The sequence below is a fragment of the Thetidibacter halocola genome, from assembly GCF_018224955.1.
Lineage (GTDB): Bacteria > Pseudomonadota > Alphaproteobacteria > Rhodobacterales > Rhodobacteraceae > Thetidibacter > Thetidibacter halocola.
Genome location: NZ_JAGTUU010000007.1, coordinates 265,588 through 278,866, shown reverse-complemented (window position 1 = coordinate 278,866; position 13,279 = coordinate 265,588). Strand labels below are relative to the sequence as shown.

The 13,279-nt window shown below is 67.8% G+C and carries 14 protein-coding genes; 5 read left to right on the top strand and 9 right to left on the bottom strand.

From position 1 onward, the window contains the following. Positions 1–81: 81 nt before the first annotated feature. Genes KB874_RS17900 through KB874_RS17880 form a run of 5 tightly spaced genes read left to right on the top strand, consistent with a single transcriptional unit; the run spans position 82 to position 4,625 of the window. The gene (locus tag KB874_RS17900; protein ID WP_212537929.1) at positions 82–1,098 is read left to right on the top strand and encodes a hypothetical protein; all 1,017 of its coding nucleotides are present in this window, start codon (positions 82–84) and stop codon (positions 1,096–1,098) included. Between the two features lie 41 nt (positions 1,099–1,139). Further along, positions 1,140–1,964, top strand: a complete 825-nt coding sequence (dapF, locus tag KB874_RS17895; protein ID WP_212537928.1) for a diaminopimelate epimerase — start codon at positions 1,140–1,142, stop codon at positions 1,962–1,964. Beyond that, complete coding sequence (mtaB, locus tag KB874_RS17890) at positions 1,961–3,217, top strand: tRNA (N(6)-L-threonylcarbamoyladenosine(37)-C(2))-methylthiotransferase MtaB (RefSeq protein WP_212537927.1); 1,257 nt, start codon at positions 1,961–1,963, stop codon at positions 3,215–3,217. Before dapF ends, mtaB begins: the two co-directional genes overlap by 4 nt. Positions 3,218–3,253: 36 nt before the next feature. Further along, positions 3,254–3,880, top strand: a complete 627-nt coding sequence (locus KB874_RS17885; protein ID WP_212537926.1) for an FMN-binding negative transcriptional regulator — start codon at positions 3,254–3,256, stop codon at positions 3,878–3,880. 52 nt (positions 3,881–3,932) lie between these two features. Then, on the top strand, positions 3,933–4,625 hold the full coding sequence (locus tag KB874_RS17880; protein WP_212537925.1) for a CDP-alcohol phosphatidyltransferase family protein: 693 nt from the start codon (positions 3,933–3,935) through the stop codon (positions 4,623–4,625). On the opposite strand, the gene KB874_RS17875 is transcribed toward KB874_RS17880, so the two are convergent. From KB874_RS17875 to KB874_RS17835, 9 genes are read right to left on the bottom strand one after another with little or no spacing between them, the layout of a single operon-like run. Continuing rightward, entirely contained in the window at positions 4,608–5,399 is a 792-nt protein-coding gene (locus tag KB874_RS17875; protein WP_212537924.1) for an alpha/beta fold hydrolase, read from the bottom strand. The two genes, KB874_RS17880 and KB874_RS17875, sit on opposite strands and share 18 nt — an antisense overlap. Continuing rightward, on the bottom strand, positions 5,392–6,396 hold the full coding sequence (locus tag KB874_RS17870) for a P1 family peptidase (protein WP_212537923.1): 1,005 nt from the start codon (positions 6,394–6,396) through the stop codon (positions 5,392–5,394). The genes KB874_RS17875 and KB874_RS17870 overlap by 8 nt, the downstream gene beginning before the upstream one ends. Before the next feature lie 20 nt (positions 6,397–6,416). After that, positions 6,417–7,157 carry an SDR family oxidoreductase gene (locus KB874_RS17865; RefSeq protein ID WP_212537922.1) on the bottom strand — a complete coding sequence of 247 codons (741 nt, stop codon included), beginning with the start codon at positions 7,155–7,157 and terminating at the stop codon, positions 6,417–6,419. A gap of 11 nt (positions 7,158–7,168) precedes the next feature. Beyond that, complete coding sequence (locus KB874_RS17860; RefSeq protein ID WP_212537921.1) at positions 7,169–7,894, bottom strand: SDR family NAD(P)-dependent oxidoreductase; 726 nt, start codon at positions 7,892–7,894, stop codon at positions 7,169–7,171. Next, a complete protein-coding gene (locus KB874_RS17855) occupies positions 7,891–8,421 on the bottom strand; it encodes a hypothetical protein (protein WP_212537920.1) in 531 nt (176 codons plus the stop codon). The genes KB874_RS17860 and KB874_RS17855 overlap by 4 nt, the downstream gene beginning before the upstream one ends. Next, positions 8,414–9,856 (bottom strand): aldehyde dehydrogenase family protein, encoded by a 1,443-nt coding sequence (locus KB874_RS17850; RefSeq protein ID WP_212537919.1) that lies wholly within the window; start codon positions 9,854–9,856, stop codon positions 8,414–8,416. The genes KB874_RS17855 and KB874_RS17850 overlap by 8 nt, the downstream gene beginning before the upstream one ends. Beyond that, positions 9,834–11,507: an ABC transporter ATP-binding protein gene (locus KB874_RS17845; protein ID WP_212537918.1), complete on the bottom strand. Its 1,674-nt coding sequence runs from the start codon at positions 11,505–11,507 to the stop codon at positions 9,834–9,836. Before KB874_RS17845 ends, KB874_RS17850 begins: the two co-directional genes overlap by 23 nt. Next, positions 11,504–12,319 carry an ABC transporter permease gene (locus tag KB874_RS17840; RefSeq protein WP_212537917.1) on the bottom strand — a complete coding sequence of 272 codons (816 nt, stop codon included), beginning with the start codon at positions 12,317–12,319 and terminating at the stop codon, positions 11,504–11,506. The genes KB874_RS17845 and KB874_RS17840 overlap by 4 nt, the downstream gene beginning before the upstream one ends. Beyond that, the gene (locus tag KB874_RS17835; RefSeq protein ID WP_212537916.1) at positions 12,316–13,260 is read right to left on the bottom strand and encodes an ABC transporter permease; all 945 of its coding nucleotides are present in this window, start codon (positions 13,258–13,260) and stop codon (positions 12,316–12,318) included. The genes KB874_RS17840 and KB874_RS17835 overlap by 4 nt, the downstream gene beginning before the upstream one ends. Positions 13,261–13,279 lie beyond the last annotated feature (19 nt).

Sequence of the window (13,279 nt, the reverse complement as noted above, 5' to 3'; positions counted from 1 at the left end):
CATCGAATCGCCACGACGACTTCCAATTCAATGCGCAATAGGCTGGCTAGATCAGGCACGGATAACAGACGGATTCGCCCCATGAACGCGACGACGCGCCGCCAGCAGCGGCTCAGGTCAGAGGCAGAGGCCTTCTTCGGGCAGAAGGTGCGCGAGATCACGGCGCCGGGCGGAACCTCCCGCGCCAGCCTGAGGCTGCATTTCGACGACAGGACGGTGATCGGGTCGCTGCGCCCCAATTTCCGCCGCACCCATCTCGAGGCGCATATCCTGCAACGACTCGCACCTTTCTGTGACGACATCCCCGTCTGCTATGGCGTGGTGGGCGACATCATGTTCCAGTCGGATGTCGGCGAACGCCGCCTGAACCGCGAGGTCGTCACGCTGCGCCCGGCCGATCAGGTGGCGCTGGCCGAAGACGCCGTCGCGGCGATCTTCCGCATCCAGGCAGCGGCCCGGCAGACCGACCTGACCCAGACCCTGCCGCATCTGGGCAACTCGAGATCCTGGATCGAAAATTTCATCGCCGGGGTCGAGATTCTCGAACCTGTACTGGGCAAACCCCTGTCCAAGGGCTTTGACCGGGTCGCCATCGCCGAGGTGCTGGACCATTCCGGGCAGCAATTCGTGAAATGGGACTGCCGGTCCGGCAATGCCGCGCTGGACCAGGCCGGGCGGCTGCGATGGTTCGATTTCGAATACGCCGGCCTGCGCCACGGGGCCGAGGATTTCGCCTGGCTGATCGGCGACGAGACCTGGCCGCTGGACGGCGAGACCATGTTCGACATCGTCGAGGATGGATTCGACCCGGACTGCGGGCACGAGCGATACGACTACATGTCCTATCTCACCGTCTACACCGCGCTGCACTGCATCCAGCGACTGAAGCTGATCCTCGAAGAGGTGCAGTCGCGCGGCTGGCGCGCCAAGGACGAGATCCGGCAGAAGGACGACGTGGGCAAGGACCCCGATTTCGCTGCGCATCTCTGCGGCGTGGCGGCCTTCTTTGCCGACCAGCACCCGCTGACCTTCCTGCTGACACCTTACCTCGAGGCCGCCGAGGCGCAGTTTCGCAAGATCGCCGCCGGGCGACGCTAGCAAGGCTGGATTCCGGGCGCCGCCCTGCGTATATCCGCGCCATGACCCAGACGCGCGCAGATGGCCTGCCTTTCATGAAGATGCACGGGCTTGGCAACGATTTCGTTGTCATCGACGCGCGTGCGCGCGCCGTCACCGTGACGCCCGACCTGGCGCAGCGGCTGGCGGACCGGCATCGCGGCGTGGGCTTTGACCAATTGGCGCTGATCGAACCCGGGCAGGACGCGCATCTGACCTTCTACAACGCCGATGGGTCCACCAGTGCTGCCTGCGGCAATGCCACCCGCTGCATCGCGCGCTATCTGATGGACGAGACCGGCAGGACCGCGCTGACCCTCACCACGGATCGCGGCGTCTTGCAGGCGGTCGATGCGGGTGGTGGGCTGACCTCAGTCAACATGGGGCCGCCGCAGCTGGACTGGCAGGACATTCCGCTGGCCGAGGCGATGGACACGCTGGAACTGCCGATCGAGGGCGCCCCCACGGCGACCGGCATGGGCAACCCGCATTGCACCTTCTTCGTCGCGGATGCCGAGGCGATCCCGCTGGACACCTTCGGTCCGCGCTATGAGCATCACCCGCTCTATCCGCAGCGCACCAACGTCCAGGTCGCCAGCCTGATCGGCCCCGACCGGCTGAGGATGCGCGTTTGGGAACGCGGCGTGGGCGTGACACTGGCCTCAGGATCAAGCTCCTGCGCGACCGCCGTCGCCGCCGCGCGGCGCGGCCTGACCGGGCGGCGCGTGACGATCGAGCTGGATGGCGGAACACTGGAGATCGACTGGCGCGAGGACGGCGTCTGGATGACCGGCGCCACGGCGCATGTCTTTGACGGCGTGCTGACACCGGACTGGCTGGCGCAATGACCCCGCCCAGGTTCACCACGCTCGGCTGTCGTCTGAACGCCTACGAGACGGAAGCGATGAAGCGCATGGCCGAAGAGGCCGGGATCGGTGACGCTGTGATCGTGAACACCTGCGCCGTCACGACAGAGGCCGTGGCCAAGGCACGCAAGGAAATCCGCCGCCTGCGCCGCGAGCATCCGGATGCGCGCCTGATCGTCACCGGCTGTGCCGCACAGATCGACCCCGACAGTTTCGCCGCGATGGCCGAGGTCGACACGGTCATCGGCAATTCCGAAAAGATGAAGCCCGAGACATGGGCGCGCCTGACCCCCGATTTCGTGGGCCAGACAGAGCGCGTAATGGTCAACGACATCATGTCGGTGACGGAAACCGCCGGCCACCTGATCGATGGGTTCGGCACGCGATCACGCGCCTACGTGCAGGTCCAGAACGGCTGCGACCACCGCTGCACTTTCTGCATCATTCCCTACGGCCGGGGCAATTCGCGGTCGGTTCCGGCGGGCGTCGTCGTGGACCAGGTCAAACGGCTGGTGCAGGAAGGCTTCAACGAGGTCGTGCTGACCGGGGTCGATCTGACCAGTTGGGGCGCCGATCTGCCGGGGCAGCCGCGCCTTGGCGACCTCGTCATGCGCATCCTGCGCTTGACCGACGTGCCGCGCCTGCGGATCAGCAGCATCGACAGCATCGAGGCCGACGAGAACCTGATGCAGGCCATCGCGACCGAACCGCGCCTGATGCCGCACCTGCATCTGTCGCTCCAGCATGGCGACGACCTGATCCTCAAGCGGATGAAGCGCCGCCACCTGCGCGACGACGCCATCGCCTTCTGCGAAGAGGCGCGGCGCCTGCGGCCCGAGATGACCTTCGGCGCCGACATCATCGCCGGTTTCCCGACCGAGACGGACGCCCATTTCGAGAACTCGCTGAAGCTGGTCGAGGATTGCGACCTGACCTGGCTGCACGTCTTCCCCTATTCGGCCCGCCCCGGCACGCCTGCCGCGAAGATCCCCAGCAAGGTGCCCGGCGCCACGATCAAGGAGCGCGCGGCCCGCCTGCGCGCCACCGGAGAGGTCGCCGTGACCCGCCACCTGGCCGCGCAAAGGGGTGTCACCCATCGCGTGCTGATGGAGGCCCCCGATATGGGGCGGACAGAGCAATTCGCAGAAGTCACCTTTGCCAGGCCGCAGCCCGTGGGCCAGATCGTCAGCGCCGTGATCGCCGGTGAACAGGGCAACCGCCTTCTCGCAGGCTGACACCGCGCCAACGCCGCGCAACAGCAGGAGAGCGCGATGCATCCCAACCCGATCTACCGCAAGACCGACGCGGCCCGCAGCCTTGCCTTTGCCCGCGACCGCGGCTTTGGCGTGCTGGCCATTGCGGCCGAGGGCGTGCCGCACCTGGCGCATATCCCCTTCCTGGTCTCCGATGACGGCGGCATGGCCGAGTTGCACCTTGTCCGGTCGAACCCGATCGCCCGCGCCTTGAAGGAACCCATGCCCGCGCGTCTGGACGTGCTGGGGCCCGATGGCTACGTCTCGCCCGACTGGTACGGGATCGACGACCAGGTGCCGACCTGGAACTATGTCGCCGTCAGTTTCACCGGCCTGCTGCACCCCATGCCGCATGACACGCTCGACAGCCTACTGGCCCGCCAGTCCGCCGCCTACGAGGGCCGGCTGCTGCCAAAAAAGCCCTGGACGATGGACAAGCTGACCGAGGAAACGCATCAACGCTTCCTGCGCAGCATCCTGCCTTTCCGGCTGGAGATCACCGATATCCAGAGCACCTGGAAACTCAGCCAGAACAAGCCCGATGACGCCCGCATCGGCGCTGCCGCGCACATGCCCGAGGGCATGGGCCAGGGCCTGGAGGCGCTGGCCGCGCTGATGGCAGACCCGCCCTCTCCAAAGGACTGATCCGCCATGCACAGCGTTTGCAACCGCAGGGCTTTTGCGCCATGACGGCTTCATGACACCACAGGCCCGCGCCCTCTGCGTTCACCTCCTCACCGCGACCGGTGCGGTCTTTGCCATGCTGGCGCTTCTGGCCGCCGCGCAGGGGCAATGGTCGATCATGTTCCTGTGGCTGGTCGTGGCCTTTGCCGTGGACGGGATCGACGGCCCGCTGGCGCGCAAGTATGACGTCAAGACCAACGCACCCCGCTTTGACGGGGTGCTGCTGGACCTGATCATCGACTACCTGACCTATGTCTTCATCCCGGCCTTCGCGCTGTTCCAGTCGGGGCTGCTGCCAGGCTGGACCGGCTGGATGGCGATCATCGTCATTACCTTCGCCAGCGCGTTGTACTTCGCCGACAGCCGGATGAAGACATCCGACAATTCCTTTCACGGCTTTCCCAGCTGCTGGAACATGGTCGTACTGGTCATGTTCGCGATCGAGCCGAATTTCTGGGTGATCCTGGGCATCGTCGCGGCGCTGGCGGTGGCGATGTTCCTGCCGCTGAAGTTCATCCATCCCGTCCGCACCGAGCGTTGGCGCGGCCTGTCCCTGCCCGTGGCGCTGGCCTGGACCTTTTTCGCGGGCTGGGCGGCCTGGGTCGATTTCCACCCGCAAAGCTGGGCCCATTGGGGCCTGGTCGCCACCTCGCTTTACCTGATGGTGGTGGGCATTGCGCAGCAGGTGCTACAGCCCCGCCGATAGGAACCCGGCGATATCTGCCGCGACGGCCTCGGGCGCGTCCCAGTGCGGGGAATGCGCGAGGCCCAGCAGGACCCGTGTGCTTGCGCCCCTTGCCTTCCAGGCGGCCTCGGCAGGGCCGGGCGCGATCAGCGCATCCTCGGCCCCCAGCAGTGCCAGGGTGGGCATCGGCAGGCTCGCAGGCAGCGCGCGCAGGTTGATCCGGCCCAGCGCGCGGGTCTGGTGCCGCATCGCCGCTAGCGGCTGCGCATGGGGATAGTCCAGCGCTGCGGTCACCGCAGCCTCCACTGCTGCCCGGTCGCGAAAGAAGGCGTCGTTGAACAGCCAGGCGAACAGCATCCGCTGCCAGCCGTCGCCGCCCTGTTCCCGCAGGGCGCAAAGCGTCGCGAAGATCGCCGGCAGCCGCGCCGAGGGCAGCGGGGTCGAGGCCAGCATGACCAGATGTGTCAACCGCTCAGGCGCCTGCGCCGCCATGACCGCCGCCACCAGCCCGCCCAGGGAATGCCCAGCCACGGCCAGCCTTGCATGGCCAAGGTGATCGGCCAGCGCCAGCATGTCGGCGGCGAGCAGCTCGAGCGTGATCTCGGCATCCAGCGGCCGGGTCCGGCCCGCACCACGCAGGTCCGGCAGGATCAGGGTGAACCGATCAGCCAAAGGCGCAACCAGCGGCTGCCAGCTGGCGCCGTCAGACAGCATGCCCGGCACCAGCAACAGCGGCGGTCCCTCTCCAGCCAATTCGTAGTGCAGGGTGATTCCGTTCAGCGCGACCTCAGGCATGGCCCAGGTCCTGCCGTATCGTGGGCAGCGTGTCAGCCGGTGCGGGTTCGGCCAGCCAGATGGCGCGGGCGATGGCACGGGCCAGGCAGACCGCCGCCGCGTGGCCGATCATCGGCAGCTGCATCTCTGGCTCGCTCAGCACCTGCGCGCCGGAGGCTGCGGCAAAGACCAAATCGCCGTCCAGCGGCGTGTGCGCGGGCTGGATCGCGCGGGCGATGCCATCATGGGCCGCGACGGCGACGCGATGGCATTGCGCCTTGGTCAGGGCTGCGTCGGTCGCCACGATGGCGATGGTGGTGTTGGCCTGCGCCATGGCGCGCATCCGGCGGCTGGGCGGCGGTTTCTGCCAGCCCTTCGCCGGGTCGGGGCCAAGCCCGCCGAACTCGTCCCCGAACTCGGCAGGGGCGGCCCAGAAATGCCGCCCCGAGGGCGTCGTCACACTGCCCATCGGGTTTGCCGCCACCAGCGCTCCCACGGTGATCCCATCGTCAAGCACCAGGCTGGCTGAGCCGATGCCGCCCTTGTGCATGGCCGTTTGCGCCCCCATGCCTGCCCCGGCAGAGCCCAGCACGAAATCCGGCATCGCCGCGCCCAGCGCCCGCCGCCCAAGCGCGGGATAGGGATTCTCGGTCCAGTCCTTGTCGCCACCGTTGAGCAGGTCGAACAGGATAGCCGCCGGCACGATGGGCACCCGCGCGGTCATCACGGCAAAGCCGCGCCCAGCCGCATGAAGCGCCTCCATCACGCCCTGCGCGGCGGCGAGGCCAAAGGCGCTGCCGCCTGCCAGCACCAGCGCATCCACCCCCGGCACGCTCTTGTCCGGGGCCAGCAGGTCGGTCTCGCGCGTGCCGGGCGCGCCGCCCAGAACCGCGACCGACGCGGCAAAGGGCGCGTCCGCCGTCAGCACGGTGACGCCGGATTTCAGCCCCGCATCCTGCGCGTTGCCGACGCGAAAGCCCGCGACATCGGTGATGAGGTTTCTTGCTCCGGGGCGCATGCCCTGCCCTTCCCTTGCCGTCAGATACAGCGCCCGCCATCCACTTCCATGCAGACGCCTGTCACCATGCTGGCCTCGTCCGAACACAGGTAAAGCGCGGCATTGGCCATGTCCTCGGGCGTGGAAAAGCGGCCCAGCGGGATCGTTGCAAGGAATTTCGCCCGCATCTCGGGCGTGTCCTCGCCCATGAAGCTTTTCAGCAAAGGCGTCTCGCCCGCCACCGGGTTCAGCGCGTTGACGCGGATGCCCGAGGGCGCCAGTTCCACCGCCATCGCCTTGGTCGCCGTGTTCACCCAGCCCTTCGAGGCGTTGTACCAGTTGAGCCGGGGCCGCGGAGACAGGCCCGCCGTGGACGAGATGTTCAGGATGTTTCCTGCCTTGGCCGCCTTCATGTGCGGCACGAGGGTGCGCGCGGCGAGGTAGATCGACTTGCAGTTGACGGCAAAGACGCGGTCGAAATCCGCCTCCGTCACGTCCTCCATCAGGGCGGGCAGATGGGTGACGCCCGCGTTGTTCACGAGGATGTCGATGCCGCCCATCACCTCGATCCCGCGCGCGATCATCGCATCGACAGAGGCGCCGTCGGCCACGTCCGCGTGATGCGCGATGCCGCCAAATTCCTCGGCCACGCCCCGCGCGGCCTCCTCGTTGATGTCGGCGACCATCACCATCGCCCCCTCGGCCAGGAATCGCCGCGCGATGCCCGCGCCGAACCCCGATCCCGCGCCCGTCACGATGGCGCGCTTGCCTTCAAGCCTCATGTCACCCTCCCTCAGTATGTCGCCCGCCCGCCCGACTGGTCGAACACCGCCGCCGTGCAGAACGACGCCTCGTCGCTCGCCAGCCAGCAGGCCATCGCCGCGATCTCCTCCGGCGTGCCGAAGCGGCCCATCGGGATCTTCGATTTCATGTAGGCGATGTGATCCGGCGTCATCTGCTCGAAGATCGGGCTTTCGACGGCGGCGGGCGCGATGCAGTTCACCGTGATCTCGGTATCGCAGAGCTCCTTGCCCAGAGACTTCGTGAGCCCGATTACCGCCGCCTTCGATGCGGAATAGGCGCTGGCATTCGGGTTGCCCTCTTTCCCGGCGATCGACGCGATGTTGACGATCCGCCCCTTGCCCGACGTCCGCAGGATCGGCACGGCGGCACGGTTGCAATAGAACAGCCCGTGCAGGTTCAGGTCGAACACCTTGTGCCAGGCGTCCAGCGGGTAATCCGCGACGGGCATGTTCGGCCCGGTGATCCCGGCAGAGCAGACGAGGATCGACAGGCCGCCCATGGCCTTCGAATCCTCCTGCATCGCGGCACCGACCGCGCCCGCGTCGGTCACGTCGATCACCCGCGTGCCAAAGCTCTCGCCCATGGCGTCCAGGTTGCCCGTGCTGATGTCCCAAAGCATGACTGTGGCGCCCTCGTCCCGCAGCCGCCGGGCGATGGCCGCGCCAATGCCAGAGGCACCCCCGGTGACGATGGCAGTCTTGTCGGTGAACCTCATGCCTTTTTCCTTTCCTTCGGGCCCGCGCCCCGTCGCGCGCGCCACATGATCCAGAGCCCCGCGGGCAGCGCCAGCGCGGCGCCCATGTAGGCGCCTTCGTGCATCAGGGCCGCGCGCAGGTAGCCGGCGGGGTTGCCGATCTCCTCGGGCAGCGGCAGCGACGCCGCATAGCCCGGCGCGATCATGCCCAACGCCAGCCCGCCCATCGCGCCCGCCAGCGCCAGGATCAGGGCCAGAACCAGCACCGCCAGCCCCAGCGCCCGGAACCGGTTCGGTCGGTCGACCAGCACCAGCCCCAGTCCGAACACTGGCAGGCCCAGCGCCAGCCCCATCCACCAGCTGGCCCGCCAGCCCACCAGCGCCGCACCCGCCCGGTTGCGCCAATCCTCGGCGATGCCGAATTGCGGAAACTTCAGGTCGTGGAAATAGCTGGCGCCCACCGAATAGCTCAGCTGGTTGTGCAGGGCACCGAACAGGCCCGCGGCCAGAACAGAAAGCCCCAGAAGGATCAGGAAACTTCTAGCCATGTTTCGCGGCCACCGTTTTCAGGGTCGAGAAGCCGTAGAGCGCCTCGAACCCTTTCTCGCGCCCGTGGCCCGATTTGCCAATCCCCCCAAAGGGCAATTCGACACCGCCGCCCGCGCCGTAATTGTTGATGAAGATCTGACCCGACCGCAATCCCTTGGCCATCCGCATCTGACGCGCACCGCTATCGGTCCAGATGCTGGCGACAAGGCCATACTCGGTGCCGTTGGCGATGCGCAGGGCCTCGTCCTCGGTATCGAAGGGGATCATCACCTGCACGGGGCCGAATACCTCGTCCTGCGCCAGCCTGTGTTGTGGCGGGACGGGACCATAGAGGCAGGCCGGAACGTAGTGCCCGCCCTCGGGCACGTTACCGGGCACCGCCTGCGCCAGCAGCGGCAGGTCGGCGGCGTGATCGAGAAAGCCAAGGACACGCTCTTTCTGGCGGGCGTTGATGAGCGGGCCGATATCGGGGTCGGTGTCGGCAGGGCCAATGCGCTTGGCGCGATAGGCCTCGGCCATGCGGTGCGCCACCGTGTCATAGACGCCGCGCTGTACGAGGATGCGACTGGAGGCGGAACAGGTCTGGCCCGCATTCTGAAGCCCCGCGTTGACGAGGAAGGGCAGAGCCGCGTCCAGATCGGCGTCGTCAAAGACGATCTGGGGCGACTTGCCGCCCAGCTCCAGCGTGACCGGAACCACGTTCGCCCCCGCCGCGATCTGTACCGCAGCCCCGGTGGCGACCGACCCGGTGAAGCTGATGTGCTGGATACCCGGATGCGCCGACAAGGCGGCGCCTGCCTCGGCCCCCAGCCCCGGAACCACGTTCAGCGCGCCAGGCGGCAGCCCCGCCTCCTGCGCCAGATGGGCGAACAGCAGCGCCGTCACGCAGGCATCCTCGGCCGGTTTCAGGACGCAGGCATTGCCCATCGCCAGAGCCGCGCCGACGGAGCGCCCGATGATCTGCATCGGGTAGTTCCAGGGCACGATATGGCCGGTGACGCCATGCGGTTCGCGCAGGGTGTAGACGGTGTAGCCGTCGAGATAGGGGATGGTCGCCCCGTGCACCTTGTCCGCCGCGCCGCCGTAGAACTCGCAATAGCGGGCCAGCGCCCTTGCATCCGCCCGCGCCTGGGTCAGAGGCTTGCCCACGTCCAGCGCCTCCACCTCGGTCAGCAGATCCTCATGCGCGGCGACCAGCGCCGACAGCCGCAGCAGGATGCGGCCGCGTTCGGCGGCGGTCATGCGCCCCCAGTCGCCGTCTCTCGCGGCGTGGGCGGCGCTTACGGCGGCGTCGATATCCGCTGCCTGCCCCCGCGCGATGGCGCCGATCTGCTCGCCTGTCGAGGGGTTGGTCAACGGCAGCGTCTGCGCCGCCGGGCGCCATGCGCCGGCGATCAGCATCTGCGAGGGATCAATGGGCAGGGGCGGCAGCATCGTGGCCTCCGGTTTCCGGCAGCACGGGGGCCGCCGCGATGAGTTGTCTCGTATAGGGGTGTTCGGGCGCATCGAAGACGCGGTCGGTCGGACCCTGTTCGACGATCTGCCCAGCCTGCATCACCAGCACGCGGTCGGTGATGCCGCGCACCACGCTCAGGTCGTGCGAGATGAACAGATAGGTCAGGCCATAATCGCGGCTTAGCTGCGCGATCAAGTCGAGGATCTGCGCCCGCACCCGCACGTCCAGCGCCGACACCGCCTCGTCAAACAGGATCAGTTCGGGCCGGATGATGAGGGCGCGGGCAATGGCAAGCCGCTGACGCTGACCGCCGGAAAAGGCGTGGATGTGCTTGTGCCGGTCGTCGGGCGAGAGCCCCACGGCGCTCAGCGCCTCGTCGATGGCCATGTCCCGGGCGGCGCCCCTGGGTGGGTCGGGCAGCAGGTGAAAGGGCTCGGTGATCAGCCGGTCGACGCGGTGACGCGGGTTGAAGCTGCCATAGGGGTCCTGGAACACGACCTGCATCCTGCGACGCACCGACAGGTTCGGGTGGCCGTGGGTAAAGACCGGATGGCCGTCGAGCGTGATGGTGCCGCTTGTGACCGGCTCCAGCCCCAGGATGGCGCGGGTCAGGGTGGACTTGCCGCAACCGGATTCGCCCACCAGCCCCACGCGCTCGCCCCGCGCGATGTCGAAGGAGACGCCGCGCACCGCCTGCGTGACGCTGCGCGGTCCGAACAGGCCCTGTCGTGGACCGGGATAGACGCGGTGGACCTGCGCGACCCGCAGCAAAGGCTCGGCGGCTTCGCGGCGGTGCAACACGGCGCGGTGGCGTGATGCCTCGAACAGGGCGCGGGTATAGGGGTGGCGCATGTTAGCGAAGAGGGCGCGGGTCGGCCCGGTCTCGACGATTTCGCCGTCCTTCATCACCGCGATCCGGTCGGCCATGTCATGCACCACGGCGAGGTCATGGGTGATCATCATCAGCGCCATGCCGTCCTCGCGCACCAGCCGTTTCAGCAGCGTCAGGATCTGCGCCTGGGTGGTAACGTCGAGCGCGGTGGTCGGCTCGTCCGCGATCAGCAGTTTCGGTCGCAGAGCAATGGCCATGGCAATGATCACGCGCTGGCGCTGGCCGCCCGACAGTTCGTGCGGATAGCGGTCGTGGCTGATCCGGTCGGGGGGCAGGCCGACGCGGGCCAGCGTGTCGGCGGCGATGCGGCTGGCCTCGGCCCGGCTGGCGGCACCGTGGATCAGGATCGTCTCGGCCACCTGCGTGTGGATCGTCTGGAGCGGGTTGAGCGCGGTCATAGGCTCCTGGAAGATCATGCCGATCTGTTTGCCGCGGATGGCGCAAAGCTGCGGCTCGGTCAGTGGCAGCAGGTCCCGGCCGTCGAGGCGCAACGCACCGCTGGCCCGTGCACGGCCAGGCAGAAGACCCATCGTGGCCAGGGCCGTCATGGATTTGCCAGAGCCGCTTTCGCCGGTCAGCGCCACGATCTCTCCGGCCGCGATCTGGAGGGAGATGGCGTGCAGGATGGTCTTGCCCCCGATGGTCACCGACAGGCGGTCGACGTCGAGAAGGGGGGGCTCTGCCCCCGCCTCGCTGCGCTCGGCTCCCCCGGGATATTTGGGGCCAGAAGACGTCATGTGCGCAGGACTTTCAGCCGGGGGTCGAGCGCATCGCGCAGGCCGTCGCCCATCAGGTTGAGGCCGAGGACCATCAGCACGATGGCGAGGCCCGGCATGATGGCGACATGGGGGGCCAGCGTGACCATGGTCTGCGCGTCGGCCAGCATGCGACCCCAGCTGGGGATGGGCGGCTGCGCGCCGAGGCCGACATAGGACAGGCCCGCCTCGGCCAGGATGCCGAGGGAGAACTGGATCGTACCCTGCACGATGAGCAGGTTCATCACGTTGGGCAGGATGTGTTCGACGCTGATGCGGGCGCGGTTCTTGCCCGCCACGCGAGCGGCGAGGACGAATTCCCGCGTCCAGAGAGACAGGGCCGCACCGCGGGTGAGCCTGGCGAAGACAGGGATGTTGAAGATGCCGATGGCGATTATGGCATTCGTGGCGCCGGGGCCGAAGACGGCGGTGATCAGGATGGCGATGACCAGGCTGGGGAAGGCGAAGACGAGGTCGCCGCCGCGCGAGATGACCTCGTCGAGCCAGCCGCCCTTGTGCGCGGCGGCGGCAAGGCCCAGCGGCACACCCAGCCCCATGCCGATGCCCACCGCAACCAGCGCCACGGCGATCGAGGTGCGCGCGCCCAGCATGATCATGCTTAGGATGTCGCGGCCGAAATGGTCGGTGCCCAGCCAATGCACCGCCGAGGGCGGCTTCAGCCGGTTGGCGATGACCAGCGTTTCGGTGTCGTAGGGCGTCCAGAGGAAGGACAGCGCGGCGGCGACAAGGAAGATCGCGGTCAGCGCGGCACCAAGGATCAGCGATCGGTTCATCGGCGCGTCCTCAGCCTCGGATCGACGGCGGCATAGGCGAGATCGACGAGGAAATTCACCACGATGACCGCAAAGACCAGCAGCATGACCACGGATTCCACCACGATCAGGTCGCGCTGGGTGATCGACTGGAAGATCAGCCGCCCGAGGCCCGGCAGGAAGAAGACCTGCTCGATGATGATCGCGCCCGCCAGCAGGAACGAGAATTGCAGCCCGACGATGGTCAGCACCGGGATCAGCGCATTGCGCAACCCGTGACGGCGCAGGGCCTGGCCGGGGGACAGGCCCTTGGCGCGGGCGGTTCGGATGAAATCCTCGCCCAGGATGTCGATGAGGCTCGACCGCATCACGCGGGCGAGGATCGCCGCCTGCGGCAGCGCCAGCGCGATGGCCGGCAGGGTCAGCGCCTTGATCGCCTGAAGCGGCTCATCCCAGCCGGGAAATCCGCCCGCCGCGAACCAGCCCAGCTTGATCGCGAAGAGCAGCACCAGCAGCATCGCGAACCAGAAGTTCGGCACCGCGACACCCAGCTGCGTCGCCCCCATCACCGCCGCGTCGCCCATCCGCCCCCGGCGCGACGCGGCATAAAGGCCGGCGGGAAAGGCGATCAGCGTGGACAGGCTCAGCGCATAGAGCGCCAGCGGCAGCGACACCCAGAGACGGTCCGCCACCATCTGCGAAACCGGGGTGCGGTAGGTGTAGGACGTGCCGAAATCGCCCGTCAGCATGCCGCCGACCCAGGCGACGTATCGCTCGGGTTTCGAGAGGTCAAGGCCCAGCTCGGCGCGCAACGCGGCGACCGTGTCGGGGCGCGCGTTAATGCCCAGCATGTAGCTGGCCGGATCGCCCGGCGCGACCTCGACCACGAGGAAGATGACCAGCGACGCGACCGCGAGGCTGACCGCGAGGGAGACGAGGCGTTTGGCGAGATAGGCCAGCATGGCGGCAGGTTAACCAGAT